Origin of the sequence: Streptomyces sp. Ag109_O5-1, from assembly GCF_003814875.1 — a bacterium.
In the GTDB taxonomy this organism is placed as follows: domain Bacteria; phylum Actinomycetota; class Actinomycetes; order Streptomycetales; family Streptomycetaceae; genus Streptomyces; species Streptomyces sasae.
In genome coordinates this window covers 9,178,114-9,203,542 of record NZ_RKQF01000001.1, presented here as the reverse complement: position 1 = coordinate 9,203,542, position 25,429 = coordinate 9,178,114, and the positions used below count along the sequence as shown (strand labels likewise).

Annotated in this window: 20 protein-coding genes; 7 read left to right on the top strand and 13 right to left on the bottom strand. The window is 71.0% G+C overall.

The window, feature by feature from the left end:
* Positions 1 to 44 precede the first annotated feature (44 nt).
* The 4 genes from EDD90_RS41905 to EDD90_RS41890 form a co-directional block, all read right to left on the bottom strand.
* A complete protein-coding gene (locus EDD90_RS41905) occupies positions 45 to 4,412 on the bottom strand; it encodes a LamG-like jellyroll fold domain-containing protein (RefSeq protein ID WP_311737244.1) in 4,368 nt (1,455 codons plus the stop codon).
* A gap of 153 nt (positions 4,413 to 4,565) precedes the next feature.
* Positions 4,566 to 5,159: a TetR/AcrR family transcriptional regulator gene (locus EDD90_RS41900; RefSeq protein WP_123978309.1), complete on the bottom strand. Its 594-nt coding sequence runs from the start codon at positions 5,157 to 5,159 to the stop codon at positions 4,566 to 4,568.
* Between the two features lie 29 nt (positions 5,160 to 5,188).
* Entirely contained in the window at positions 5,189 to 6,865 is a 1,677-nt protein-coding gene (locus EDD90_RS41895; RefSeq protein ID WP_123978308.1) for a class I adenylate-forming enzyme family protein, read from the bottom strand.
* Positions 6,862 to 7,626, bottom strand: a complete 765-nt coding sequence (locus tag EDD90_RS41890) for an SDR family oxidoreductase (protein ID WP_123978307.1) — start codon at positions 7,624 to 7,626, stop codon at positions 6,862 to 6,864. Before EDD90_RS41890 ends, EDD90_RS41895 begins: the two co-directional genes overlap by 4 nt.
* 181 nt (positions 7,627 to 7,807) lie before the next feature.
* Here EDD90_RS41890 and EDD90_RS41885 point away from each other — a divergent pair, with 181 nt between their 5' ends.
* Both EDD90_RS41885 and EDD90_RS41880 read left to right on the top strand, forming a co-directional pair.
* The gene (locus EDD90_RS41885; RefSeq protein WP_123978306.1) at positions 7,808 to 9,043 is read left to right on the top strand and encodes an exo-beta-N-acetylmuramidase NamZ domain-containing protein; all 1,236 of its coding nucleotides are present in this window, start codon (positions 7,808 to 7,810) and stop codon (positions 9,041 to 9,043) included.
* Between the two features lie 80 nt (positions 9,044 to 9,123).
* Positions 9,124 to 10,467 (top strand): serine-threonine protein kinase, encoded by a 1,344-nt coding sequence (locus tag EDD90_RS41880; RefSeq protein ID WP_123978305.1) that lies wholly within the window; start codon positions 9,124 to 9,126, stop codon positions 10,465 to 10,467.
* Positions 10,468 to 10,514: 47 nt separating this feature from the next.
* Here the strand turns inward: EDD90_RS41880 and EDD90_RS41875 are convergent, their stop codons facing one another.
* Complete coding sequence (locus EDD90_RS41875) at positions 10,515 to 13,298, bottom strand: penicillin acylase family protein (protein ID WP_123978304.1); 2,784 nt, start codon at positions 13,296 to 13,298, stop codon at positions 10,515 to 10,517.
* Between the two features lie 269 nt (positions 13,299 to 13,567).
* Here EDD90_RS41875 and EDD90_RS41870 point away from each other — a divergent pair, with 269 nt between their 5' ends.
* Together EDD90_RS41870 and EDD90_RS41865 are read left to right on the top strand one after the other, a co-directional pair.
* On the top strand, positions 13,568 to 14,170 hold the full coding sequence (locus EDD90_RS41870; RefSeq protein ID WP_123978303.1) for a hypothetical protein: 603 nt from the start codon (positions 13,568 to 13,570) through the stop codon (positions 14,168 to 14,170).
* Between the two features lie 140 nt (positions 14,171 to 14,310).
* Complete coding sequence (locus EDD90_RS41865; protein WP_123978302.1) at positions 14,311 to 15,378, top strand: RNA ligase (ATP); 1,068 nt, start codon at positions 14,311 to 14,313, stop codon at positions 15,376 to 15,378.
* A gap of 188 nt (positions 15,379 to 15,566) precedes the next feature.
* Here the strand turns inward: EDD90_RS41865 and soxR are convergent, their stop codons facing one another.
* Entirely contained in the window at positions 15,567 to 16,028 is a 462-nt protein-coding gene (soxR, locus tag EDD90_RS41860) for a redox-sensitive transcriptional activator SoxR (RefSeq protein ID WP_123978301.1), read from the bottom strand.
* Positions 16,029 to 16,150: 122 nt separating this feature from the next.
* On the opposite strand from soxR, the gene EDD90_RS41855 reads away from it, so the two are divergent.
* A complete protein-coding gene (locus EDD90_RS41855) occupies positions 16,151 to 16,612 on the top strand; it encodes a MaoC family dehydratase (RefSeq protein WP_123978300.1) in 462 nt (153 codons plus the stop codon).
* A gap of 12 nt (positions 16,613 to 16,624) precedes the next feature.
* Here the strand turns inward: EDD90_RS41855 and EDD90_RS41850 are convergent, their stop codons facing one another.
* The 3 genes from EDD90_RS41850 to EDD90_RS41840 form a co-directional block, all read right to left on the bottom strand.
* Complete coding sequence (locus EDD90_RS41850; RefSeq protein ID WP_123978299.1) at positions 16,625 to 17,248, bottom strand: TetR/AcrR family transcriptional regulator; 624 nt, start codon at positions 17,246 to 17,248, stop codon at positions 16,625 to 16,627.
* 133 nt (positions 17,249 to 17,381) lie between these two features.
* Complete coding sequence (locus tag EDD90_RS41845) at positions 17,382 to 17,669, bottom strand: YiaA/YiaB family inner membrane protein (RefSeq protein ID WP_123978298.1); 288 nt, start codon at positions 17,667 to 17,669, stop codon at positions 17,382 to 17,384.
* 82 nt (positions 17,670 to 17,751) lie between these two features.
* The gene (locus EDD90_RS41840; RefSeq protein WP_123982200.1) at positions 17,752 to 18,903 is read right to left on the bottom strand and encodes an acyl-CoA dehydrogenase family protein; all 1,152 of its coding nucleotides are present in this window, start codon (positions 18,901 to 18,903) and stop codon (positions 17,752 to 17,754) included.
* Between the two features lie 63 nt (positions 18,904 to 18,966).
* Between EDD90_RS41840 and EDD90_RS41835 the strand changes: the two genes are divergently transcribed.
* Positions 18,967 to 19,623: a TetR/AcrR family transcriptional regulator gene (locus EDD90_RS41835; protein WP_123978297.1), complete on the top strand. Its 657-nt coding sequence runs from the start codon at positions 18,967 to 18,969 to the stop codon at positions 19,621 to 19,623.
* Positions 19,624 to 19,914: 291 nt separating this feature from the next.
* Positions 19,915 to 20,859, top strand: coding sequence for a DMT family transporter (locus tag EDD90_RS41830; RefSeq protein ID WP_123978296.1), 945 nt, complete (start codon positions 19,915 to 19,917; stop codon positions 20,857 to 20,859).
* Between the two features lie 13 nt (positions 20,860 to 20,872).
* Here EDD90_RS41830 and EDD90_RS41825 read toward each other — a convergent pair whose 3' ends face one another.
* The 4 genes from EDD90_RS41825 to EDD90_RS41810 form a co-directional block, all read right to left on the bottom strand.
* Positions 20,873 to 21,961: a Zn-dependent alcohol dehydrogenase gene (locus EDD90_RS41825; protein WP_123978295.1), complete on the bottom strand. Its 1,089-nt coding sequence runs from the start codon at positions 21,959 to 21,961 to the stop codon at positions 20,873 to 20,875.
* 13 nt (positions 21,962 to 21,974) lie between these two features.
* Positions 21,975 to 23,363 carry an aldehyde dehydrogenase family protein gene (locus EDD90_RS41820; RefSeq protein WP_123978294.1) on the bottom strand — a complete coding sequence of 463 codons (1,389 nt, stop codon included), beginning with the start codon at positions 23,361 to 23,363 and terminating at the stop codon, positions 21,975 to 21,977.
* A gap of 166 nt (positions 23,364 to 23,529) precedes the next feature.
* Positions 23,530 to 23,982, bottom strand: a complete 453-nt coding sequence (locus tag EDD90_RS41815) for a DUF3574 domain-containing protein (RefSeq protein WP_123978293.1) — start codon at positions 23,980 to 23,982, stop codon at positions 23,530 to 23,532.
* Between the two features lie 51 nt (positions 23,983 to 24,033).
* Positions 24,034 to 25,371 carry an ABC transporter ATP-binding protein gene (locus tag EDD90_RS41810; protein WP_123978292.1) on the bottom strand — a complete coding sequence of 446 codons (1,338 nt, stop codon included), beginning with the start codon at positions 25,369 to 25,371 and terminating at the stop codon, positions 24,034 to 24,036.
* Between the last annotated feature and the right edge of the window lie 58 nt (positions 25,372 to 25,429).

Below are 25,429 nucleotides of genomic sequence, written 5' to 3'. Positions count from 1 at the left end.
TGAGCGCATGTCGAACGAGCCTGGGCCGGACGGGCCGGGCGAGGTCAGTCGCCGCTGGGTACGGTGGTGTCGACGCCCGGCATGCCGACGGCGAGGTGGCTGATCTGGCTGTCGCTCAGTGCCCCCTGGAAGGTCCACAGGTCCGACACCGTGCCCGGGAAGTACTCGCCCCAGGTGGTGCTGCCGGTCTTGGCGCGGCCGAGCTGGAGGTTCTGTGCGGCCTTGAAGGTCACGACGTTCTCGCCGGAGGAGTCGATGTCCGTGCAGCCGGCCACGTCCGGATCGCCGTCCCCGTCGGTGTCCGCGCAGGCCACGTCCTGGAGTTCACCGTTGACGTAGAGCCTGAGGTCATGGGCGAAGCCGTCGTAGACGACGGCAAGGTGGGTCCAGTCCTGGACGCTGAAGAACTGTCCGTTCTCCACCTGGGTGGTGGCGCCGGTCGTGGTGTCCGCGTCGGCGGTCTCGATACGCCAGCGGCCCGGATCGGTGTCGGTCGTGCCGGGCACGTACCGCACGGCGAACGCGCTCTTGCTGGTGCCGGGGGCGCTGAGCAGGGTGACGTTCCCGGTGGGCTGGGCGGCGGCCTGTACGAACGCGCTGACGGTGAAGCTGGCGCCGGTGTCGACGGTCGGGACACCGGTCGCGGTGGCCGCGTAGTCGTCGACGCCGTCCAGGGTCAGTCCGCCGTCGACCCAGCCGGATCCGGTCGCGGCCCCGTTGTAGAGGGTCATGCCCGCCCCGGTCGCGGAGGCGTCCGGGGTGACCGGCGGGGTACCGGTGGCCGACTCGAACTTCCAGCGGGCGCCGATCAGCGGGCGCTGCTTGAACAGCTGCCGCACCTCGTCACCGGAGACGGCACGGTCGTACAGCCGTACGTCGTCCACGTCGCCCTTGAGCGGGGAGGTGACCGCGCCGGCGGTGGTGAGGCCGGTGCCGATGGTCAGCGGGCCGTCGGCGGACCAGCGGTAGGTGTAGGGCGTGCTGGCCTGCAGGACGCCGTTGACGTAGAGCTGGAGCTGGGCGGCGTCGGCGTCGTAGACGCCCACCACGTGATTCCACTCGCCGAACCGGCCGGCCGCGCAGTTGGTGTTCGCCGGGCAGGCGGTCTGGGTGGCCCGGACCAGGGCCCCGTCCGCGGTGTCGGACTCGGGCCGGGTGAAGACCCAGCCGCCCAGCGCGGAGGAGTGGTAGAGCTCGAAGCTGCGCCGTACGGACCCGAGCTGGGAGACGGCGATCATGGACCGGGCCTCCTTGTCCATGGGCAGCCGGACCCAGGCGGACACCGCGAAGCTCTGGTAGGTGTCCAGGGCGGGACGGCCCGCGGTGGCGTAGTCGTCGACGCCGTCGAAGGTCAGGGCACGTCCGTTCACCCCGGTGGTGCCCGCGGTGGCACCGCCCTCGAGGACGGCGTCGACGGGCTGGCCGCGGCCGGTCACCGCGGTGGCATCGGCGGGCTCGTCCAGCGGCCAGACCAGCTTGGCCGGGCGGCCGGTGCCGACCGGCTGCCGGGCGGCCAGCTGGGTCACCTGGGCGTCGGTGAGCTGGTAGTCGAAGAGCTGGACATCGTCGAGCGAGCCGGGGAAGTAGTTGGACAGGGTGCCGTAGAGGCGGGTCGCGCCGAGGACGGTGCCGCCCCGGGCGTCCCAGGGGGTGGTGAAGGGCGCGGTGCCGACGAGCTTGCCGGCCACGTACAGCTTGACCACGTGGTTGGGGTTGTCGAAGACGCCGACGAGATGCGTCCAGCCGCCCAGCCGGGCGGTGGTGCACGCCGTGTCACCGGCGGTGCAGGCGGGCTGGACGGCACGCGCGGCGTCGCCGCCGGAGGAGGCGTCGTCGGTGTGCCGCAGGAAGACCCAGCCGCCCAGCGCCGACGAGTAGTAGACCTCGAAGCCGCTGTGGTTCTGGCCGCCTTGGGACAGTGCGACGACCGGCCGGCCCGGGTCGGTTCCCGGCAGCTTGGCCCACAGGGACACCGAGAAGCTCTTGCCGGTGTTGAGGACGGGCGAGTCGGTGCCGGCGTAGTCGTCGGTGCCGTCGAAGGTCAGGCTCCTGCCGGAGACTCCGGCCGCGCCGGGCGTGGCCCCGTGCAGGTCGGCCGGCCAGTCACCGCCCGCTCCGGAGACGGCGGCCGCCCCGGTGTTCTCGTCCAGCTGCCAGGACAGCCGGTCGGGTTGTCCGGAGCGCACGCGGAAGGTGTAGGTGGTGGGTTCGGAGCCGTTGCCGGCAGCGTCGAAGGCCTGCGCGGTGATGAAGTTGATGCCAGGCTTGGTGGGCATGAACTTGATCGTCTTGGCGCCGCCGCCCGAGGTGGTCAGCGTGTTGGCGCTGGTGGGCGAGGAGTTGACGCCGAACCAGTACTTGGTGACGTCGGTGGAGCTGGTGTCGATGGAGAAGGTGCCGTATCGGCCGACGCCGTCCCACCAGGGGTCGTCGGGGTTCTCGGAGTCGGAGGCGCCGTACTGGGCGGAGCTGATCACCGGCCCGGCCGGGACGCTGGTGTCGTACATGAAGTGGCAGCCGTGGGAGCCGGTGTAGCTCCAGGCGGACCACTGGGCGCCGTCGTAGGAGCGGACGTGCCACTCCACGTGCTTGTTCTTGGGGATGGAGCTGGGCAGCGGCAGGGAGAAGTCGGAGCCGCTCTTCTTGCTGGTGGTCCGGGCCGAGGTCCAGCGGGCCTTCCAGCCGGCGCCGTCGCCCGCGTCCCAGGACGCCTGGAACTGGACGGAGACCGCGTCGCCGTCGGGGTCGGTGACGTCGTTGGCGCGGATGGTCGCTGCGGAGCGGATGCGCAGCATCTTGTCGGCGGCCACGCAGGGGCCGCCCGGGCTCATGGTGAGCTGGGAGAGGCCAATCTTGTCGGGGGCGCGGTTGTACTGCACGCGCAGGTAGGCGTCGTCGGAGAACCGCTTCCAGGTGTAGCGGTCGCCCTCGTCGCTGGCCTTCATCCCGAAGGTGATGGTCGGCCACTTCTTGGCCGCGGCGGTGGCGACGGCGTCCTTCACGTCGAACTCCGCGTCGGCGGCGGCGCAGCCGTCGGAGCCGTAGGCGAAGCTGAGGGTCTTGAGCCGGCCGATCCAGAAGTCGGAGTTGTCCTGGCTGTTCCAGGTGGTGGACGAGGAGATCGGCTTGGTACGCCAGAGCTGCACCTCGCGCTTGTCGCAGGAGGCGGCGTGGGTCTCGTGGACGACGAACTCGGCGGACAGGATGGAGCGGCCGGCGAACCTCGTGGTCGGGATCTGGTAGAAAAGCCGCTTCACGTCGTACGGGGCGCAGTAGTCCCAGCCGCAGTAGCCGAGGCCGGCGTCGGAGTCGCCGTTGAACTTCCACTGCGGGGAGCTCGCCCAGTACCGGGACACCATGGTCCAGGAGGTGGCCTTGGGCGAGTACCACTGCGGGTCGATGTAGACGGGGTAGCGGGTTTCGTCGCCGGTCAGCAGCTTCTTGTCCGGGGTGAGGACGAGGGTGTCACCGCTGTCGGAGACGTCGACGCCGACCGGCGCGACGCGTGCGGATTCGGCGGCGGTGGGCTCGTCGCCGTCGGGGGCGGCGGCGGTGTCGGCGGCGGCGGTGTCGGCGGCCGCGGTCACGGCGGACGAGATCAGCCGTGCCACGGCGGGGTCGGCCTGCCCCGCGGCCGGGGTTCCCGAGGCGCCCGTACCGGAGGTGGCCGTACCGGACGGGCCCGTGCTGGAGTCCCACATCACCGGTGTCGGCGCCTCGAAGACGACACCACCCGCGCCCTTGTCGACGGCCTGGAGTCCGCCCGTCGCGGTCTCGTCGACCGCCATGCCGTCGGCGTCCAGCTTCAGCCGCAGCTGGGCGAGGGCGTCGCTCTTCGCGGCCTCGGCGGACTTCACCACGAGGAGCTGGGTGAAGCCGTCGGCCCGGGCGCCGAGCCGCAGGTCGACGTCGGGGAGGATGTCGGGGTAGACGGCGGTGTCACCGTCGAGGGTCGGGGCGGGCACGGCGCCGGGCCAGGAGAGTTCCAGGGTGCGGCCCGCGCGCTCCAGCCGGACCAGGGGGCGGTCGGCGCCGCCGCCTGAGAACTCCAGTTCGACGGTGGCGGCCTTGGGCGCGACCATGCCGTCGGCGGCCTTGGCCAGCGCGGTGTCGACGGGCCGCCAGGTGCCGTCGATCCGGGTGCGGACGGGGCGCAGGTACTCCCGGGCCTCCAGATGACCGCCCGGAGTGGCGAACGTGTCGCTGCTCTCGCCGCGCAGCGAGACCACCTCGACGCTCTTGCCGCTCCGCCGGGCGGCCGCGAGCGCCTCCTCCTCGGTGGCGGCCCCGGCGGTGCTCGTGCCCGTCGCGGGCCTTTCCCCGGTACCGGCGGGCACGGCCTGGGCCGCGGCCGGGACTGCCCCCAGCTGTAGAAGCGCCGCCGTCAGGGCTGCGCTCAGAGCGAGCGCCACCCCTCGACCGGGTCTCGGTCGTTCCCCACCATGACGCGACATCCGCCCCCCCGTATTGGCATGATCAGTTCACAGGAAAGGCAAAGTTAAGGTCAAAACATGACGGAAGGGCGAATTCCGTTGAACGAGAGATGAACGTCAGATGGCCGACAGTCAGGGCCGCAGTGCCCGCAGCAGGAGGTCGGCCAGATGGTCGGCGACCTCCTGGGGGGTCATGGGGCCGTTGGGGCGGTACCAGGTCGACAGGTGGTGGACCGAGCCGAAGTGGTAGTCGACGACCAGGTCGGCCGGGGTCGCGGTGGAGAAGACACCCTCGCGCTGGCCCTCCTCGACGAGCGCCCGGAAGCGTTCGTGATAGCGCCGGCGCTCGGCGCGCACCTGCTTGTTCTTCTCCGGGCTCAGATGGTGCATGGACCGGAAGAAGATCGACGCGTCGTCGAGGTTCTCGATCGTCGTCACGACGACGTCGGCGGCCGCGCCCCGCAGCCGCTTCTCGATCGGCTCGTCCGCGTTCGCGAAGGCGTCGAGCCGCTCCTGCTGGACGCGCAGCACGCGCGCGTACACCTCGTGCAGGAGGTCGTCCTTGGAGCCGAAGTAGTGGTAGAGCGCCCCCTTGGTGACGCCTGCCGCCTCCACGATCTCCTGCACGGAGGTCCGGTCGTAGCCCTGCTCCGCGAAGAGCCGGGTGGCGGCGGCGAGAAGCCGCTGCGGAACAGGAGCCCCGTCTCCGTCCGTCGTCCTGGGCACTGCCGCCACCTGCCTTTCTCGTAGATCCACTAACCCTGTTGCGGTCGGGAACGCAGTTCCCGTCGGAGGATCTTCCCACTTGCCGTCTTCGGCAGGTCGGGCAGGATCTCCACCTGGCGCGGATATTTGTAGGCCGCCAGTCTCTCCTTGCAATAGAGCGCGAGATCGTCCGGATCGGTTGCAGCGCCGGGGCGCAGACTGATGTAGGCCTTGACGGTCTCCCCGCGGTACCCGTCCGGGACCCCGACGACGGCCGCCTCGCGCACGTCCGGGTGCGTGTACAGCACGTCCTCGACCTCGCGGGGCCAGACCTTGAAGCCGGACGCGTTGATCATGTCCTTCTTGCGGTCGACGACGTACAGCCAGCCCTCGGCGTCCATGAACCCGATGTCGCCGGTGCGCAGTTCGCCGTCCGGGAAGGTCTCGGCGGTGGCCTCGGGCCGCCGCCAGTACCCCGGCACGACCTGCGGCCCGCGCACCGCGATCTCGCCCTGCTCGCCGAAGGGCACCTCTTCACCCTGGTCGTCGATGATGCGTACGACGCCGTCGGGCCCCGGCACCCCGACCGCGAGGGTCCCGGAGACGGGGTCGACGGGCGCTTCCAGCCCCGGCGGTACGGAGGCGCAGGGCGCGGTGCACTCGGTCAGCCCGTAGCCGTTGCGGATGTACGGCCCGAAGCCCGCCCGGAACTTCTCCACCAGCGCCGGCGGCAGCGGCGCGCCGCCCGACGAGATGTTCACGAAGGAGGCGAAGTGCTCCGGGGTGACGTCGGGGTGGGCGGCGAGCGCCATGAAGGCGGTGGAGGGACCGACCGTGTACTGCGGGCGGTGCTCGGCGAACGCCTCCAGCACCAGGCCCGGCTCGAAGCGGTACGTCAGCACGAGCGTGCCCGCGCTGGTCAGACAGGCGCCGAGCTGGCAGACCATGCCGGTGATGTGGAAGAGGGGCGCGAGGGCGTAGTAGACCGGCGCGTCGGGCAGCGCGAGCCCGGTCCGCTGCCGCTCGGCGTTGTACATGATGTTGCTGTGGAGGTTGGTGGCGCCCTTGGGAGCGCCGCTCGTCCCCGAGGTGTAGCTGATCAGCGCGATGCCGGAGGGCGCCGGCTCCCGTCCTTCGGGGGCCTTGCCGCCCCTGCGCGCGACGGCGACCAGGTCCTCGGCGTCGGCGGCCTGCGGCAGCCGCTCGAAGGTCAGCACGCGCGCGTCGTCGCGTGTCTGGAAGTCCAGTTCGCTGGCGGTGAGCACGATCCGCACGGGCGAGTCGGCGGCCGTGTCGCGCAGGTACGACTCCCAGGCGCGCTGCGAGCAGACCAGTGCGGCGACCTCGCCGTCCCGCAGGACGTGGGAGACCTCCCCCGACTTGTACATCGGGTTGACCGGCACGACGGTGGCGCCCGCCTTCCAGGCGCCGAGCAGCGCGAGCACGAAGTGCGGCGAGTTCTGCAGGATGACGGCGACCCGGTCACCGCGCTCCAGGCCGCGCTCGGCGAGGTACGCGGCGACGGAGTCGCTCAGCTCGTCGACCTCGCGGAAGCTGAGCCGTGCGTCGAAGTAGGCGAGGAAGGTCCGGTCGGGCGCCTCGGCGACGGCGGCGCGCAGGGCGTGCACCAGCGAGTCGGGGGGATCGACCGGCCCGCGCTGGGCCTCGTTGAGCAGCGCCACCCAGGGCCTGGCGGCATAGCGGGACTCGGTCTCCGACTCGGTCACCTGGTGGCCTCCCACTTCTGCTGGATGTGGTTCATGTTCGTCAGCCAGCGGTCCGGGTCGGTGGCCCGCGCCTGGTAGAAGCCGGCGACCTCGGGATGCGGCAAGATCAGGAACCGGTCCTCCGCCATCCCCTTGAACAGCGCGTCCGCGACGGCGTCCGGCTCGATGGCCGTCGGCTGCAGCACGATATCGCCCGCGCTGCCGGTGGCGGCGAGCATGTCGGTACGGACGCCCTGTGGGCAGATGGCGTGCACTTTCAGGCCACGGTGCCGGTATGTCAGCGACAGCCACTCGGCGAAGGCGTACGCGGCGTGCTTGGTGACGCTGTAGGGCGCGGCCCCGATCATGGTGAGCAGCCCGGCGGCGGACACGGTGGACACGAACCGCCCGCTCCCCCGCTCCAGCCACTCCGGCACCAGCTCCTGCGCGGCCCGTACATGAGCCATCACATTGACGTCCCAGCCGGCGGCCCACACGGCCTCGTCGGCCGCCTCGGACCCGCCGGAGCCCAGCCCGGCGTTGGCGCAGTAGACGTCGACGCTGCCGCCGAGCGCGTCCCGGGCGGCCCCGACGATGCCGGACGCGTCCCCGGGAACCGCGATCCCGCCGATCTCCTCGGCGACGGCGGCGGCCTTGTCGCCGTCCAGGTCGTTCACGACGACGCGGGCGCCCTCGGCGGCGAACCGGCGGGCGAGGGCGGCCCCGATGCCACCCCCCGCCCCGGTGACGACGACTCGGGCATCTTGCACGGCTCCCACCATCGGTCTCCTTCGACACGACGCGACCAGACTCGGCTCAGCAACGACACACTAACCGGTCGGTATGTTGAGAGGAAAGGGTGACTGCAACGCGCCCCAAAGGGGCGCGGGGAACTGCGCGACCAGCCACGCACGACCCGCAGGTTGCACACTGCGTGCGGGAGCAATCACGTGGAGGTCACCCATGCACCTTTCCAGACGAAGTCTGCTCGCCGCGACAACGGCAGCGGCCGTGTCCCCCGTACCCACGGCATCCGTCACCGACGCCCCCGCCCGCTTCAGGACCGGCTTCGACCGTCTGGCCGCCGACGGCTACGCCCTCCTCGGCGGCCAGAAGGTCGGCATCGTCACCAACCCGACCGGCATCACCCCCGACGTCCGCCACATCGTCGACGTCATGCACGCCGACCCCAGGGTCAGGCTGACGGCGGTCTTCGGCCCCGAGCACGGCTTCCGCGGCACCGCCCAGGCCGGCGGCTCCGAGGGCCGCTACGACGACCCGGCGACCGGCCTCCCCGTCTACGACACGTACCTCAAGAGCGGCCGGCCCCTCGCCGACATCTTCACCGCCTCCGGCGTGGACACCGTCGTCTTCGACATCCAGGACGTCGGCGCGCGTTTCTACACGTACATCTGGACGCTGTACGACTGCATGGAGGCCGCCCAGCTCGCGAGCAAGCGCTTCGTCGTCCTGGACCGCCCCAACCCGGTGACCGGCCGCGACGCCCGGGGACCGGTCCTCCACAAGGAGTTCGCCAGTTTCGTCGGCCGGCAGCCGGTCGCACAGGCGCACGGCATGACCGTCGCCGAGCTCGCCCGGCTGTTCAACGCGGAGTTCCTGACCGCACCGGTCGCACTGGACGTCGTCACGATGGCGGGCTGGCAGCGCTCCCGCTTCTACGACGCCTACGGCCTGCCGTGGGTGCCGCCGAGCCCGAACATGCCGACCCCGGACACGGCGCTGGTGTACTCGGGGACCTGCCTCTTCGAGGGCACGAACCTGTCGGAGGGCCGGGGCACGACCCGCCCCTTCGAACTGCTCGGCGCGGAGGGCGTCGACGCCCGCTGGGCGGCCGCGGCCGACGCGCTCGCGCTGCCGGGCGTGCGGTTCAGGGAGGCGTACTTCGCGCCGACCTTCTCGAAGTTCCAGGGCCGGACCGTCGGCGGGGTGCAGATCCATGTGCACGACCGGGACGTCTACGACCCCGTACGCACCGGAATCGGACTCCTCGTCACCGCCCGGAAGGTGTGGAGCGGCTTCGCGTGGCGGCCGGACAACTGGATCGACACGCTCACCGGATCCACGACCGTGCGCACGATGATCGACGCGGGTGCGGACCCGGACGGGATCGCCGGGGCCTGGCAGGACGAACTGTCCGCATTCCGACGCGTCCGAAAGGAGTTTCTGCTCTATAGGTGAGGCGCGTTGTATGGCCAATGTTGCCCGGTGGCGGGACGATGCGCGCACATCGCACCGTTTCGGGGGACGAGGAGCCCGGCATGGCCGATCCTGGGATGAGCGTGACTCCCTACTGGGAGCTGACCTTCGACGCGGACGGCGACCCGGACGGCGCCGAACGCGACCGGCTGCTGCGCGAGGTGACCGGTCACGGCGTCCGTGACCTGATCGTCTTCGCGCACGGCTGGAACAACGACCGTTCGGGCGCGACCGCCCTGTACCGGCACTTCTTCGCCCCGATCCCCGAGCTCGCACCGAAGGCGCGGATCGGGTACGTCGGGGTGATCTGGCCGTCGATGCGGTTCTGCGACGAGCCGATCCCCGACTTCCCCAGGCCCACGGCGGCCGTGGCGGCGGAGCCGGGGGCGACACCGGTACCCGCCCTCGACAAGGACACCCGGCACGCGCTGCTGGAGACGTTCCCGGGACGGGCCACCGTGGTCGACCAGATCGCCCGGATGCTGGACCAGCGGCCGGCGAACGAACTGGAGCATTTCGGGCGGCTTGTGCGGCAGCTCGTCGAGGTCGTGCCCGGCGGTCCGCAGCCGCTGTTCGCGGCGGACACGCTCGCGGAGGGCGTCCCGCAGAGCGAGCCCGTGCTGTTCACGGGAGGCACGACGGCCCTGTGCGAGGAGTTCGCGCATACGCTGACCGCCCTCCGGCAGGGCGCCGGCGCCGCCGAGTTCGCGCTGGCGGATCCCTGGGACGGGGCGAAGGAACTGCTGCGGCAGGCGACGTACTACGCGATGAAGCGGCGCGGGGGAACCGTCGGGGAGCGGGGGCTCGGGCCGGTGATCGGACAGTTGGCCGGGGCGGCACCGGCGGTGCGGGTGCATCTGGTCGGGCACAGCTTCGGCGGCCGGCTGGTGTCGTTCGCGCTGCGCGGGCTGCCGGACGGAGTGCACACGGTGAAGTCCGTGACGCTGCTGCAGGGGGCCTTCTCGCACTACGCGTTCGCCGCCCGGCTGCCCCAGGACGGGCGTACCAGCGGGGTGCTGCACGGCCAGGAGAACCGGATCGACGGCCCGCTGGTGTGCTGCTACTCCCACTTCGACGAGGCGCTCGGCACGTTGTATCCGCTGGCCTCACGGATGGCGGACGACTCACAGTCGATCGCGGGCACGGACGCGGAGGGAATGCTCGACGTGGGGCGGCTGCTCGGCGTCAAGTGGGGTGCAATGGGCCACGACGGGGTCCAGGCGGTGCCGGACACCCAGTCGCTGGACCTGGCGGGTGCGCTGCGCGGCCCGCTCGCCGCGGCGGGTTGTGTGAACGTCGACGCGGCGGCGGTCGTGAAGAACGGCGGCCCGCCGGCCGGGGCGCACAGCGACATCGTGCACCCCGAGCTGGCGCGGGTGGTGCTGGCGGCGGGGCGGATCGCATGACCCCGGCCGCCGGCACCCGTTGATCTACCGTTTCACCGGTGGGCGTTTCACCGGTGGGACGTGAACTCCACCACCTGCTGGAAGGTCGGCCGGTTCTGCCAGCTGATGTTGTAGTGCTTGATGCCGCCCAGGGTGCGCTGGACGATCGAGTCGGCGCACCACTGGTTGCCCGCCGAGCACAGGGAGTCCCCGGGGTAGACGGTGGACGCACTCGTACCCGCCGCCGTGTCCAGCGTGCTGATCAGGATGTTCCGGCAGGAGCTGAGGCTGCCGCCGCCGCAGTACCGCTCGGCCAGCGGCCCGGACACGGTCTGACCGAGCACCGACCGGATGTCCTTGTCGACGTAGCTCCACCAGCCGTACTGGAAGGAGCTTCCCGCGTGCGAGCCGGTGGGCCCGTGCGCGGCCCACGGGGCCTCGTCGATCGGCAGGTTGGCGGTGATCGCGGTGTACAGGTCGGAGCCGAGGCCGGGCTGGAACTCGGCCTTCACCAGCAGCGGCCACCAGGCGTCGAGGATCCGGATGGCGTCGGAGTTGGCATAGGTCTTCGAGCCCGCCGAGGTCTCCGTGCGCTTGCCGCCCGCCGTCAGCCAGGTCTGGAGCTTGGTGACGGCCGCTGCGGCCGTGGAGTCGGTCACCGTACTGCTGTTGATCACCTTCAGCAGGTTCGGCAGCACGTCCTCGGCGCGCAGGTCGGTCAAAGATGCGTCTGACATGGCCTTGACAAGAGCAGATCGTGTGACCCCGCCCGCCGCGACGAGTTTCTTCACCCGGTCGTTGAGGAGGTTGCCTCGATGGACCGAGCCGTCACCCCAGCTGGCGGTCGTGTAGTCGAGCGCCTGTTTGTTGTTCCAGGAGATGTAGTAGTCCTGGTCGATGGACTGGGGGTGCGCGGAGGCCGGGGTGTAGTCGGCCGTGTTGGTGGTCGGGTCCCAGTTCTGCCACTCGTAGGCGGCCTGGCCCCAGACCGGGAACTCGGGGTCGACACCGCTCGGGCGCACCGGGTTGTTGCCGCTGTTGTAGTACGCGGTGTGCGAGGAGTCGGCATAGAACCAGTTGAAGGTGTAGTTGATGTGCTGCACCGCGCTCTGGAAGGTCTGCGGACTGTTCACAAAGCTGGGATCGTTGAGCATCTGGAAGCCGATGATCGAGTCGGCCTCGTGCATGTAGGAGGAACGCAGGGTGGTGTAGGCGACCTTCTTCCCACCGACGGTGGCCCGGTACTCGACCGGCCCGTATTTCGTCTTCCACACGCGCATGGTGTACGAGCCCGCGGCCGTATTGTCGGCCGTGGTCGGGGTCCAGGAGTTCTTCTGCTCGACCTCGTCCATGGCGGTGCAGGTGCCGTGGAAGAGGTAGTGGTAGTCGTCCTGGCAGAGTTCGACGGCGTAGGAGTCGATGATGTCCTGGCCCGACGTCGTGGCGGACCACGAGTAGTCCTGGCCGCGGCCGAGTTCGACGTACATGCTCAGGCCGGCGAACGAGGCGCCGCGGGCACTGATGCCCGGGCCCTGGATCTCCTGGAGCATGAGGAGCTGCGGGGCGAAGTAGCCGGTCTGCGGTCCGAAGACGGCGATCGGATGTCCGCTCGCGGTGTACTTGCCGCTGACCACCAGGGCGTTGGACATCCCGCGCTTGGCCGAGCTGAGGGCCGTCGCGGTCGCCGTGGCGGAGGCGGCGCTGGCGCTCTGGTCGGCGCCGGTGCCGGTGGCGTCGTAGACCAGTGGCTCGGTGGTCACCGATCCGGCGTCCGGCAGCGCCTCGCCCTGGGGACTGTCGGGCTTGGTGCCGTACGGGAAGCTCTCGCCGTTGTGGACGGTGAGCACGGCCTCGGGGTCGTTGCGTTCGCGGAACGACTCCCAGACCTTGGTGCCCTCGGTCACGCCGTACTGCTCCTGGGCGGCGAGCAGGGAGATGGCGTTGTTGACCTCGCCACCGCCGCCGGAGCCGAACAGCGTGCCGATCACGGAGGCCAACGCCACCAGGTCGGTGATCTTGAAGTGGTCGATCGTACCGGCGTTGGTGATCGAGTCCTTGTGACCGGTCAGCACATACTCGCCGGGGAAGTAACGGCCGCTGTCCGAGGCGTCGATATAGGCGTTGATACCGGCGAGATAGGCGTTGGCATCGTCGAGCGCCTGCTGGCCTCGGGCGCCGTTGTTGGCGACGGCGTTGTCGATCTGCGCCTGGAGGTCGGCCTCGGTGTACGGGGCGTTCCGGTAGAACTCCTGTTCAAGGCCCTGGTTGGAGGCGACGCCGCCGGCGAAGGTGGTGAGCTGGCCGCGGCCGACGTGCCGGAACACGTCCATGAGCCACAGCCGGTCCTCAGCGGCCGCATAACCCGCGCCGAACTCCGTGCCGTATCTGGTGGTACCGGTGATATGAGGCACCCCGGTGGCCTTGTCGCGGACGATGGTGACGTCGCTTCGGCCGGCCGGGCTCTCCGTGGAGGCGACTTGACTCGAAGCGACCCCGAACGACGCGTCGTTGAAGAACGTGTTGATCTTCGCGTCGGTGAGGGTGGAGGCACCCGTGGCCAGGTTGGCGTAAGGGCCGAGCTGGTCCTCGGCATGGCTGGGCTCGGTACCGAAGGCCTGGTTGAGCAGGATCTGGGCGAGGGTGGCATTGCCGTTCTCACCGGGCGGCAGGATGTCCGAGCACTGGCCGCCGCAGTAGTCGTTGGAGGCGGCCGCGGCGGCCGGGGCCTGGGCGAGCGGGGAGAGCAGCCCGGCTATCAGCGCGCATACGGATGCGGCTTTCAGGAACCCGGGGAGCTTGCGGGGAGTTCTCAACTTGTCGAACAACGCGTGATGTCTGGTGCGTCGTTGCATGACATCTCCTCTGGACGAGGGGTGGTGCCGGACGTTACCGCCGGTATCCCCGGGATTGAAGATGAACATGCGTCAAGTTTTGGAGTGGTCACCGGAGCGTCCGGTGCCAACGGCCGTCGGTCAAGGCGGGCGGCCTTATGGACGGCATCGGAAATCGGATGGAGCCGATTCGAGTGTCGATACGTCTATACGGCAACGTCGCGCGAAGTCCGTGCGACGACGCCGAAGTGACCGAAGTACAGGTGCAGGTGTGACGGAGGTGCAGGGCGATGGCCGGTTTCCGGAGTCTGGCGAGACAGGTGCGAGACCCACGGTGCGATCTGGCGCTACGGCGTTACTCGCTGCGCAAGTGCCTGGAGCGGTTCGCTCCTTACGGGCACCGCGCGACCTGGGACCATCTGTGTGCGCGGGCCGGGTTCGGTCCCGAGGACCGGTCCCCCGATCCGGCGCGTCTCGTGGGCGCGCTGGAGGAGCTGGAAGAGGCGCGGGCGGTCTGGCTGGCCTATGAGGTCGAGTTCGCCGAGCGTCGCAAGAAGGAGAAGCACGACGGGCTGCGCCGTCCCGGCAGCGTGGACGACTGGCACCGGCTGACCTGGGGCGGATTCGGAGTGGCCTGGTGCGACGACCCCCGGGTCCATCCCGACGAACCACTCGCCGAGGTGCTGCGACGGCTGATCGCCGCCCTGGAGCGCGAACCGGGCACGGGCTGCCCGGTGTGCGAAGGGGAGCGCCTCATCTGGAAGTACGACCTGGACCACGAGCCCTCCGCCGGTCCGGTCTGCGCGGACTGCGGGATCCTGGTGCCGCGTCCGGTGCTCACCCCCGAGGCACTGGCCTACGCCAGGCGCGGGCGGCTGCTCATGTCGGCCTGACCACCTGGGGGTGCGCCGGGGATGCCGCACCCCCCAACTGCCCGGGCGACGCTAGCAGTCGGTAAACCGCTGGTTCCACCCCTTTCCCGTGCGGAGAGTTGGGGGCGATGACACCCGTCTGAGGAACCGCAGGAGCACCGATGTCGACGCTGCGCGTCACCGCCGAAGTCCTGACCGTCCACGAACACCCGAACGCCGACGCGCTGGAGCTGGCCCAGGTGGGCCTGTACCGCGCGGTCGTGGCCAAGGGGGCGTACCGCACCGGCGAGGCCGCCGTCTACATCCCCGAGCAGTCCGTGCTCCCGGCCGGGCTGATCGAGGAACTGGGGCTGACCGGGCGACTGGCGGGCAGCGGCTCCGACCGGGTGCGGGCGGTGCGGCTGCGCGGTGAGCTGTCCCAGGGGATCGTGTGCCGGCCGAAGGCGCTGGCGGACGTGGACCTGGCGCGGGCGGCGACCGAGGGCACCGACTTCGCGGCGGCGCTCGGGATCACCAAGTGGGTGCCGCCGGTCCCGCCGACCATGGACGGCGAGGTCGAAGCGGCGCCCGAGCTGATGCCGTGGGTCGACATCGAGAACATCCAGCGCTACCCCGGCATCTTCGAGCCCGGCGAACCGGTGGTCCTCACCGAGAAGATCCACGGCTCGGCCTGCCTGCTCACCTACCTCGCCGACGAGGACCGGGTGTACGTCTCCTCCAAGGGCTTCGGTGCGAAGTCGCTGGCGCTGAAGGAGGACCCGCGCAACCTGTACTGGCGGGCCGTGCGGGCCCACGGCGTCGCCGAGACGGCCGCCCGTCTCGCCGCCCGGCTGGGCGCGCGCCGGGTCGGGATCTTCGGCGAGGTGTACGGCGCGGGCGTCCAGGACCTGACCTACGGCGCCGACGGCCGACGGGAGTCCCTCGGGTACGCCGCGTTCGATGTGTCGGCGGAGATCGACGGGGCGGTCCGGTGGCTGGACGCGGCGGAGTTCCTGGAGGCGGAACTGCCGCTGGCACCCCGGCTGTTCGAGGGGCCCTACGCCATCGAGCGGGTACTGGAGGTCGCGAGCGGACGCGAGACCGTGTCCGGGCAGGGGCTGCACCTGCGCGAGGGCGTGGTGATACGCCCGATGGTGGAGCGCTACAGCACGGTGACCGGGGGACGGGCGATCGCCAAGGCAGTGAGCGGGGCTTATCTGACCCGGAAGGGCGGGACGGAGTTCGAGTAGCCGTCGCGCCGCCCACCCGTGCCGCCTGGGGGTCCCCCTCTGGGGGAGGCACGACTGCCCGCGACTGGAGAAAAGGCGGCCGCTGGGAAGAAGCGGCGACTGCAGCACCTTCAGGGGCGCTGGGGGTACCCCCGGCCGAAGGCTGGGGGAGGAACTGCGCGACCAGCCCCCACCGGCCCGCAGCCGGACTACTGCCCTCTCTCCGGCATCAGCCTGGACCCCGCCCTCCGCTCCCCTGACACGTCGTCCGGGTTGGACAGCACGCACGTGTCCAGCGACAGACAGCCGCACCCGATGCAGTCGGTCAGGTGATCGCGCAACCGGTTCAACTGCCGGATGCGTTCGTCGAGTTCCGCCCGCCACGCCTCGGAGAGCCGCGCCCAGTCCTCCCGGGTCGGGGTGCGCTCCTCGGGGAGTTCCGTGAGGGCCTCGCGGATCGTGGCGAGCGGGATGCCGACGCGCTGTGCCGCCCGGACGAAGGCCACGCGGCGCAGTGTGTCACGGGTGTAGCGGCGCTGGTTGCCGGTGGTCCGCCGGCTGCTGATGAGGCCCTTGGACTCGTAGAAGTGCAGCGCGGAGACGGCGGCGCCGCTGCGCGCGGCCAGCTGGCCGACGCTCAGCTCTTGGATCTTCTCGGGAATCTGCGGCACCCCTCAGACCCTACCGACCCGCCCGGGCCGGGGTCCGTTGACAGGGGCCTCTCATCCGAGCATGCTAAGCAGTTGCTTAGACAATGTGTGTGTGACCGTGCGAGTGCGAGAGGGCCGGCGACATGGCAGAACCGAGGATCTTCACCTCCCCCGACGAGCTGAAGGCGGCCGTGGGCGAGCAGCTGGGCCACACCGACTGGCTGGAGGTCGACCAGAAGCGGATCGATCTGTTCGCGGACGCGACGGGCGACCACCAGTGGATCCATGTCGACCCGGAGAAGGCGGCCGCGGGCCCGTTCGGGACGACCATCGCGCACGGCTATCTGACCCTGTCGCTGCTCCCGCTCTTCGGCCCTCAGCTGATCAAGGTCGAGGGCGTGAGGATGGGCGTGAACTACGGCACCAACAAGGTCCGCTTCCCCGCCCCCGTCCCGGTCGGCTCCCGCTTGCGCGCCACCGCGACGATCACCGGCGTGGAGGACGTCACGGGCGGCGTCCAGGTGACCGTCGCCTTCAGCGTGGAGCGCGAGGGCGGCGACAAGCCGGTCTGCGTCGCGGAGTCGGTCTCCCGCTACTACCTCTGAGCGGCCCGCGGGCTACTTGGCCCCCACCATCCGCAGCACGAGGTCGGCGTAGAGCGCGCCGACCTCCTCGGGGGTGCGGGGGCCGCCCACGTTGAACCACCGGGCGACGTCGATGCAGAGGGAGAGCACCGCGAGGGTGGTGCCGTGCACGTCGAGGACGTCGAACTCGCCGGACGCGACGCCCTCCTCGATGATCCCGCGCACCTCGCCGTCGACCTCACGGCGCAGCGCGAGGATCTCGGCGCGGGCGTCGGGGCCGAGGGCGTCGAGTTCGTACTGCACCACCCGGGCCGTGGTGCGCCGGCCGGCGTGCCAGCGGACGAAGGAGCCGACGGCGTCGGCGAGCCGCTCGGCGGCGGTGCCCTCGCGGCGGGCGGCGGTCCGGAGGATCTCCAGGGCCCTGTCGTGACCGATGCGGCTGATCCGGTGGAGCAGCTCTTCCTTGGTCTTGTAGTGGATGTAGAGTGCGGCCGGGCTCATACCGGCGCGGCCCGCGATGTCGCGGGTGGTGGTGGCGTGGTAGCCGCGCTCGGCGAAGGCCTCCACGGCGGCGACCAGCAGTCGCCTGGCCGCGTCAGGGGTGACCTCTTCCCACGGCTCGATCTCGCCGCCGGTCGTCTCCTCCGCCGTACTCATCGCTCGCTCGCCCCTCTCGATACAGGAGCTCCACCATACCGCCGAAGCTGAGCGAGCGCTTAGTGTGCCCGCTCAGAGCTTTTCACGCGGCTTCGGCGCGGCTTTTCACACGGTTTTTCACGTGGCCCGCCGGTCAGAGCTTCTCGAAGGGGTCGTGCTCGGCGAGCAGCTTCTCCAGCCTGGCCTGGTCGACCCGGCTGACGATCTGCCCGGCCTCCTGGCGGTCACGGATCACCTTCGCGAGTGTGAAGGCGGAGGTGACGAGATAGAGCACGGCGATGCCGAGGAAGCCACGCACCCAGGCGTCGGCGTGCAGCTGGAAGATGCCGATGACGGTGGCCGCCATGGCGATACCGAAGGAGAGGACGGCCTGGCCGTAGAAGGCGGCCGTGTTCTGGTTTCTGACCGGTGTGTCGCTCATGGGTCGAGTCTCGGCGGCTGTGGGCCGCGCCACATCCGCCGAAGTACTCAGCACGTACTCATCCCCCCGGCCCCGGGAGTGCTCAGAACGCCGAAACCCCCGTCAGCGCCCGCCCGATGAGCAGTTTCTGGATCTGGCTGGTGCCCTCGTAGAGGGTCATCACCCGGGCGTCACGCAGGAGTTTGCCGGCCGGATACTCGTCGATGTAGCCGTAGCCGCCGAAGACCTGGAGGGCGTTGTTGGCGGCGCGCACGGCGGCCTCGGAGGCGAAGAGCTTGGCCTTGGAGGACTCGGTGGCGAACGGCAGCCCGCGGTCGATCAGGTCGGCGACCCGCCAGGTCAGCAGCCGGGCCGCGTCGACGTCGACGGCGATGTCGCTGATGAGTTCCTGGACCAGCTGGTGGCCCGCTATCGGGGTCCCGAACTGCTCCCGCTCCCCGGCGTACTTCACGGCCGCGTCGAGCGCCGCCTGGGCTATGCCGACACAGCCGGCCGCGACCGACATCCGTCCCTTGGCGAGCGCCGACATGGCGACCGAGAAGCCCTTGCCCTCCGGTCCGAGCATCGCGGACGCCGGTACCCGGACATCCTCCAGGACGAGCTCGGCGGTGGCCTGCCCGCGCAGGCCGAGCTTGCCGTGGACGGCCCGGCGGGTCAGACCGGGCGTGTCGGCCGGCACCAGGAACGCGGAGACGCCCTTGTGACCGGGGGCGTCGGTGGAGCGGGCGAAGAGGAGGACGACGTCGGCCCAGGTGCCGTTGGTGATGAACATCTTGCTGCCGTTGACGACGTACTCGTCGCCTTCGCGCACGGCACGGGTGGTGAGGTTGCCCGCGTCGGAGCCGGTGCCGGGTTCGGTGAGGCCGAAGCAGCCGACGTACGCGCCGGAGGTCAGCCCCGGCAGCCAGCGCCGTTTCTGCTCCTCGCTCCCCCAGGCGGCGACGGTCTTGGCGACCAGCCCCAGGGAGACCGACACGATCCCGCGCACGGAGGAGTCCCCGCGCCCGAGTTCCTCCGTCACCAGGCAGTACGACAGATGGTCGCCGCCCGAGCCGCCGTACTCCTCGTCGACGGTCAGCCCTAGGAAGCCGACCTCGCCGAGCTTCTTCACGATGCCCCGGTCGACCTCCTCGGCACGGTCCCAGGCGATCACGTTCGGGGTGACCTCACGCTCGACGAAGTCGCGGGCCAGTTGCCGGACAGCCGACTGCTCCTCGCTGAGCCCCAGGTTCACCATGCGATCACCCCATTTAAATTAGCACTGCTAGTTTCTTGCTGCAGCCCTACTATGTGCGCCATGGCCCGACCGCGCAAGCCCCTCCTCAGCACCGACCGGATCGTCACGACGGCCCGGGAACTCGTGGACGCGGAGGGGCTGGCGGCCGTCTCCACCCGCCGGCTCGCGGCCGAGCTGGGGGTGAGCGGGCCCTCGCTCTACAACCACTTCCGCACCAAGGACGAGATCCTGGAGGCGGTCGCCGACTCGGTGAGCGCACAGGTCGACCTGTCGATGTTCGAGAACCTCGGGCACGGCGCCGGCCGGGACTGGCGGACCGCCCTGCACGACTGGGCGGTGTCGTACCGGGCGGCGCTCCGGAACCACCCGAACATCGTCCCGGTCCTCGCACGGGGCCCCGGCCGGCGCCCGGCCGGGCTGCGGCTCGCTGACGCGGTCTACGGCGCGATGGTGGGCGCGGGGTGGCCGGCGGCGCAGGCGACGTCGATCGGGGCGCTGATGCGGTACTTCATCATGGGGTCGGCGCTGGGGTCGTTCGCCGGGGGGTTCGTGGACGACGCGAGCGCGTACGATCCGGCCGACTATCCGCATCTGGGGCAGGCGCATCTCCTGTCGGAGCGCCAGGAGAAGATCGACGAGCGGGCGTTCGAGACGGGGTTGCGGGCGCTGCTGGACGGGTTGGCCGAGCAGTTCGCGCGGGTCAAGGAGACGGCGTAGGGGGCGCTTCGGCCGTGCGTCGGCTGCGGGCCGGTGGGGCTGGTCGCGCAGTTCCTCCCCCAGCCTTCGGCCGGGGGTACCCCCCAGCGCCCCTAAGGGGCGCTGCAGCCGCCGTGTCTTTTCAGTCCGGGTAGCTGCGGGCATGCGTGCCTCCCCCAGAGGGGGGGACCCCCAGGGCGGCACGGGTGGGCGCAGCGGCACCCTGCCGGCGCCGGTAAGCGACACCCCCGCCCGGCCACCCGTCCGAAATCCGCCAGCCCCCGTCCTCCCCCACTCCTTACTCTCGACCCCATGAAGAACCCCGCCGCTCGTACTCCTCGCCACCTCCTCCCCACCGGCGCTGCCGTCGTCACCGTCGTGCTCTGGGCCTCCGCCTTCGTGGCGATCCGCAGTGCGGGCGACTCCTACTCCCCCGGCGCACTCGCCCTCGGCCGGCTGCTCTCCGGAACCCTTGTGCTCGGGCTTCTCTGTGCCGTACGGCGGGAAGGCCTGCCGCCCAGGTCCGCCTGGCGGGGCATCGTGATATCCGGTCTGCTCTGGTTCGGCTTCTACAGCGTCGTCCTGAACTGGGGCGAGCAGCAGGTGGACGCCGGCACCGCCGCCCTGGTCGTGAACATCGGCCCGATCCTGATCGCGCTGCTCGGCGCCCGGCTGCTCGGCGATCCGATGCCTCCGCGGCTGCTCGCGGGGATGGCCGTGTCGTTCGCGGGTGCGGTGACCGTCGGGCTGTCGATGTCGGGCGGCGGCGGTTCCTCGGTGCTCGGCGTGGTGCTGTGCCTGCTCGCGGCCGTCGCGTACGCCGGCGGGGTCGTCGCGCAGAAGCCGGCGCTCGGGCAGGCGAGCGCGCTCCAGGTGACGACCTACGGGTGTCTCGTCGGCGCCCTCGCGTGTCTGCCGTTCACCGGGCAGCTCGCCCACGAGGCGGCCGCGGCCCCGCTCTCCGCAACCCTCGACATGCTCTACCTGGGTGTGTTCCCGCTGGCGCTGGCCTTCACCACCTGGGCGTACGCGCTCGCCCGTACGACCGCCAGCCGGATGGGCGCGACCACCTACGCGGTGCCCGCGCTGGTCGTCCTGATGTCATGGCTGGCGCTCGGCGAGGTGCCCGGTGCGCTGACGCTCGCGGGCGGGGTGCTGTGCCTGGCCGGTGTGGCGGTGTCCCGGTCGCGGACCCGGGCCTCCCGGGTCGTGGCCGCGAACGAGACACGGCCCGAGGAGGCGCGGGAGTCGGCATGAGGACGCCGCCCGCTCAGAACACCACCAGCGCCCGGCCGCCCTTGCCCGCCAGCATGTTCTCGAAGGCGTCGGGGATGCCTTCGAGGGCGATCCGTTCCGTGACCAGCGCACTCAGGTCCAGGCGGCCCGCCCGGATGTGCTCGGCGAGCAGCGGCAGGTCGCGGGCCGGGTCGGAGTTTCCGTAGACGCAGCCGGAGAGGGTGCGGCCCCAGTGGAAGAGCTCCAGGGCGTTGAAGGTGACCTGTTCCGTCTTGGCGCCGATACCGACCACCGTCGTACGGCCGCCCCGGCGGGTGGACTCCCAGGCCGCCCGGATGCTGACCGCGCGGCCGACGCACTCCACGGAGACGTCGACGCCCTGTTTGCCGGTGAGGGCGCGGATCGCGCGGGGGGTGGTGTCGGAGGCGACGACGTAGTCCGTGGCGCCCGCCGCCCGTGCGAGTTCCTCCTTCTCCGGGGAGACGTCGACGGCGATGATCCGGGACGCGCCGGCGATCCGGGCCGCCTGCACGGTGGCCAGGCCCACCCCGCCGACGCCGAACACCGCGACGGTCTCGCCCTCGCGGACCCGCGCCGAGTTGTGGACGGCGCCGTAGCCCGTGAGGACCGCGCAGCCGAGGAGGGCCGCGTCCGTGAGGGGGATGCCGGGCGGGAGCGGCAGCACGCAGGACTCGGCGACCACCGTCTCCTCGGCGAACGCGGCGACGTTCAGACCGGGATGAAGGTCGGTGCCGTCCGCCGTGCGGGCGTGGACGCCGGCGGCGCCGGTCAGCGCGTCGGCGCACAGCCATACCTCGCCCAGCGAGCAGGCGTGGCATCGTCCGCAGGCGGGCGCCCAGTTGAGGACGACCGGGTCACCGGGCGACAGCCGGGTGACGCCCTCCCCCACCGCCACCACAGTGCCCGCGCCCTCGTGGCCGAGGACCGCCGGGACGGGTACCCGCATGGTGCCGTCGGAGAGGGAGAGGTCGGAGTGGCAGACCCCGGCGGCGGCGAGCCGGACCCGGACCTGGCCGGGCCCGGGGTCCGGGAGTTCGATCTCGGTGACGGACAGCGGCGCGCCCACGGCGGGCAGTACGGCGGCGCGGACCCTGACAACCATCAGAGCAACCTCCTCAGAACTGCAGGGACTTGGTCTGGAGGTACTCGGCGAGGCCGTGCGCGCCGAGTTCGCGGCCCACGCCGGACTGCTTGTAACCGCCGAACGGGGCAAGGGGGTTGAACCGGCCGCCGTTGATGTCGACCTGCCCGGTGTCCATACGCCGGGCGAAGGCCACCGCCTCCGTCTCGTCCCCGGCCCAGACGGCGCCCGCGAGGCCGTAGACCGTGCCGTTGGCGATGCGGAGGGCGTCCTCCTCGTCCTCGTAGCGCAGGACCGAAAGGACCGGGCCGAAGATCTCCTCCTGGGCGATCGTCATCTCGGGGGTGACGTCCGCGAAGACCGTCGGGCTGACGAAGTAGCCCTGTTCGCGCGGGGCTTCGGGGCCGCCGGCGACCAGCCGGGCGCCTTCCGCGACGCCCTTCTCGATGTAACCCCGCACCCTGGCCTGCTGCTTGGCGCTGACGACGGGGCCGATCCGCTCGCCGTACTTGGCGGCGGCCGTGGCCGCCAGCTGCACCGCCTCCTCGTACCGGTCGGTGTGCACCAGCATCCGCGTCCAGGCGCTGCACGTCTGGCCCGAGTTGGACATCACGTTGGCCACGCCGACGTTGACCGCCTTGGCGAGGTCGGCGCTCGGGAGGATGACGTTCGCGGACTTGCCGCCCAGTTCCAGGGCCACCTTCTTGACGGCCGCCCCGGCGGTCGCGCCGATCTGCCTGCCGACGGCCGTGGAGCCGGTGAAGGAGACCAGGTCGACACCCGGGTGCTCGGCAAGGGCCTGCCCGGCGATCGGGCCGAGGCCGGTGACCAGGTTGAACACACCTGCGGGGAGGCCCGCTTCGTGCACCGCTTCCGCGAACAGCTGGGCGGTGAGCGGGGTGTCCTCGGCGGGCTTCAGCACGACCGTGCAGCCGGCGGCGAGCGCCGGGGCGACCTTGGCGACGATCTGGTGCAGCGGGTAGTTCCAGGGCGTGATCGCGCCGACCACGCCCACCGGCTCCTGGTAGACGGTCGAGTTGCCGACCTTCTCCTCGAAGGGATGGGTGGCCGCCAGTTCGGCGTACGAGCCCGCGACCGCGATCGGCACGCCCGCGTGGACGGCCTGGGAGAACTGCGGGGGTGAGCCCAGTTCCGCGGTCACCGTCTCGGCGATCTCGTCCTTGCGGGCCCCCAGGACGTCGCGAAGCTCGCCGAGGCGGGCGGCCCGCTCGGCGGGCGGGGTGGCCGCCCAGGCCGGGAGGGCGGCACGAGCGGCACGTACGGCCGTGTCGACGTCCAGCGCGCCGCCCGCCGGGACCCGGCCGATCACCTGCTCGTCGACCGGGTTCACGACCTCGATCACGTCCTGGCTCTCGGCGGCGCGCCAGGCGCCGTCGATGTACAGGCCGTCGTGTGCCTTCATGCTGCTTCCTCCCGGCGGGGCTGTGTCGTCGTCCGACTCACAAACTAGCGGCGATAGTTTTCATGCACCAGACGTGCCCCTCCAGGATCAGAGGCAGACCGGGCCGGAAGTCGACACGGCCGGAGTCGACACGGCCGAAAGTCGACACCGTCAGAAGTCGACACGGTCAGAAGTCGACCTGCGCCCGTTCGTCCACCCTCCCCACACTCTCCTGCGCGAAGGCCTTCTCGTAGGCCCGCCGGATCTCCTCGATCTTCCGGTCGCTGCCCGTCGCCGCCGACTCCGCATACAGCAGGATCAGCTCGTACGACCGCTCCTTCTCGATCGTGCCGTGCGCGTCCCGCCACTGCCCGCGCCCGTTCCGCACGGTGAGCCCGTCGGGGAAGTCCGGGGTGACCTCCTTGTCGACGAAGGCCATGAACTGCCGGTCGGTGACGGCCGGACCGCCGTCGGGGCGGGCGGTGCCGAAGAACAGCGTGGTCTCGACGTACGGCTTTCCGTGCGCCGACGCGGCGGGCGGCCGCCCGTCGGCCACCGCCGTGTAGGCCGCCGGGGCACCGGCGAGCAGCAGCCCGGCAACGGCGAGGGTCGACCCGTTACGGAGGGAATGAGTGCGCATGCCCCCTTCCTACGGGTTTCCGCCTTTCCTGGTCCCGGTTTCCGGCGGGTTTCACTCGTCCAGGTCCGGCAGCCGCGCCGGGGACGGGCTGATCCGTTCGCCGTGCTGGTCGAAGACGAACAGGTGGGCGAGGTCGACCAGGAGGGGGATCTGCATGCCGTGCCGGAGTTGGATGTCGGGCGTGGTGCGCACGACCAGATCGCCGGGCAGCCGCCCCTCCGGGGGCGCGGGCTCGGGCTCGGCGTCCGCCGGATGCTCCAGTACGACGACCGGTCCCGCTCGCTTCGAACCGGCCCGGTCCCGCAGACGATCGAGCATCGTCGGCCCCTCCCGCCGGCGCCGGGACGGCCGGGCGACCGGTCGCGGGGCCTCCAGATCCGGTACGACGGCGGACCGGGAGCCGGTATTGAAGTGGACGAGCACCTCGTGCCCCTGGAACTCGACATGCTCCACCAGGCCGGTGAGCGGCACCTCGCCGGGCCGGGCCGTGGAGTGCCTGGCGATCCGCACCGCCTCCGAACGCAGCCCGACGATCACCTCGCGGCCCTGCTGCACCCGCAGCAACTTGTGGTCCAGGGAGAGGGGTTCGGGCAGGGGCAGGGCCTGTTTGCCGAGGTTGACCGTCATCGCGCCGTCGAGCGGGGCGCGGATCACCCCGCGCAGGAGGTTGATGCGCGGGGTGCCGATGAAGGCGGCGACGAAGACGTTGCGGGGCAGGGCGTAGACCGCGCGCGGGGTGTCGACCTGCTGGAGGACTCCCCCGCGCAGCACGGCGACCCGGTCACCGAGGGACATGGCCTCGGCCTGGTCGTGGGTGACGTAGACCGTGGTGACGCCCAGTTCTCTGGTCAGCTTCGATATCTCGGCACGTAAGTGGTTGCGGAGCTTGGCGTCGAGGTTGGAGAGCGGCTCGTCCATCAGGAAGGCCGAGGGGTGCCGGGCGATCGCCCGTCCCATCGCCACCCGCTGGCGTTCGCCGCCGGAGAGCTGGCTGGGGAAGCGGTCGAGGAGGTCCTCTATGCCCAGCATGCGGGCGGTGGCGTCCACGCGGGGGCGCGGGTCCGCGCCGGGCGTCTCGATGCGCAGCGGGAAGCCGATGTTGTCGCGGCTGGTCATGCTCGGGTAGAGGGCGAAGTTCTGGAACACCATCGCGATGTCCCGGTCGGACGGCAGGAGGTCGTTGCCGTACTCGCCGTCCAGGAACAGCTCGCCCTCGTCGATCTCCTCCAGTCCGGCGATCATCCTGAGCACGGTCGACTTGCCACAGCCGGACGGCCCGAGCAGCACGAGGAACTCGCCGGGGTCGATGTCCAGGGACAACCGGTCCACCACGCGGACACCTCGCGCGAAGGCCTTGCTCACGTTGTGCAGGGAGATGGCGCGTGTCATGGCGGTCGCTTCCGGGGCGGTCGTACGGGCCTGTGGGTCACGGAAGTTAACGGAATGT

Excerpts from the sequence above, each read along its gene's own strand:
- EDD90_RS41880 (WP_123978305.1), top strand. The coding sequence starts at position 9,124 with ATGGCCGATCCTGGGATGAGCGTGACTCCCTACTGGGAGCTGACCTTC.
- EDD90_RS41835 (WP_123978297.1), top strand. The coding sequence starts at position 18,967 with ATGGCCCGACCGCGCAAGCCCCTCCTCAGCACCGACCGGATCGTCACG.
- EDD90_RS41815 (WP_123978293.1), bottom strand. The coding sequence starts at position 23,982 with ATGCGCACTCATTCCCTCCGTAACGGGTCGACCCTCGCCGTTGCCGGG.
- EDD90_RS41870 (WP_123978303.1), top strand. The coding sequence starts at position 13,568 with ATGGCCGGTTTCCGGAGTCTGGCGAGACAGGTGCGAGACCCACGGTGC.
- EDD90_RS41890 (WP_123978307.1), bottom strand. The coding sequence starts at position 7,626 with ATGGTGGGAGCCGTGCAAGATGCCCGAGTCGTCGTCACCGGGGCGGGG.
- EDD90_RS41855 (WP_123978300.1), top strand. The coding sequence starts at position 16,151 with ATGGCAGAACCGAGGATCTTCACCTCCCCCGACGAGCTGAAGGCGGCC.
- EDD90_RS41875 (WP_123978304.1), bottom strand. The coding sequence starts at position 13,298 with ATGCAACGACGCACCAGACATCACGCGTTGTTCGACAAGTTGAGAACT.
- EDD90_RS41830 (WP_123978296.1), top strand. The coding sequence starts at position 19,915 with ATGAAGAACCCCGCCGCTCGTACTCCTCGCCACCTCCTCCCCACCGGC.
- EDD90_RS41820 (WP_123978294.1), bottom strand. The coding sequence starts at position 23,363 with ATGAAGGCACACGACGGCCTGTACATCGACGGCGCCTGGCGCGCCGCC.
- EDD90_RS41825 (WP_123978295.1), bottom strand. The coding sequence starts at position 21,961 with ATGGTTGTCAGGGTCCGCGCCGCCGTACTGCCCGCCGTGGGCGCGCCG.
- EDD90_RS41810 (WP_123978292.1), bottom strand. The coding sequence starts at position 25,371 with ATGACACGCGCCATCTCCCTGCACAACGTGAGCAAGGCCTTCGCGCGA.
- EDD90_RS41850 (WP_123978299.1), bottom strand. The coding sequence starts at position 17,248 with ATGAGTACGGCGGAGGAGACGACCGGCGGCGAGATCGAGCCGTGGGAA.
- EDD90_RS41885 (WP_123978306.1), top strand. The coding sequence starts at position 7,808 with ATGCACCTTTCCAGACGAAGTCTGCTCGCCGCGACAACGGCAGCGGCC.
- EDD90_RS41865 (WP_123978302.1), top strand. The coding sequence starts at position 14,311 with ATGTCGACGCTGCGCGTCACCGCCGAAGTCCTGACCGTCCACGAACAC.
- EDD90_RS41845 (WP_123978298.1), bottom strand. The coding sequence starts at position 17,669 with ATGAGCGACACACCGGTCAGAAACCAGAACACGGCCGCCTTCTACGGC.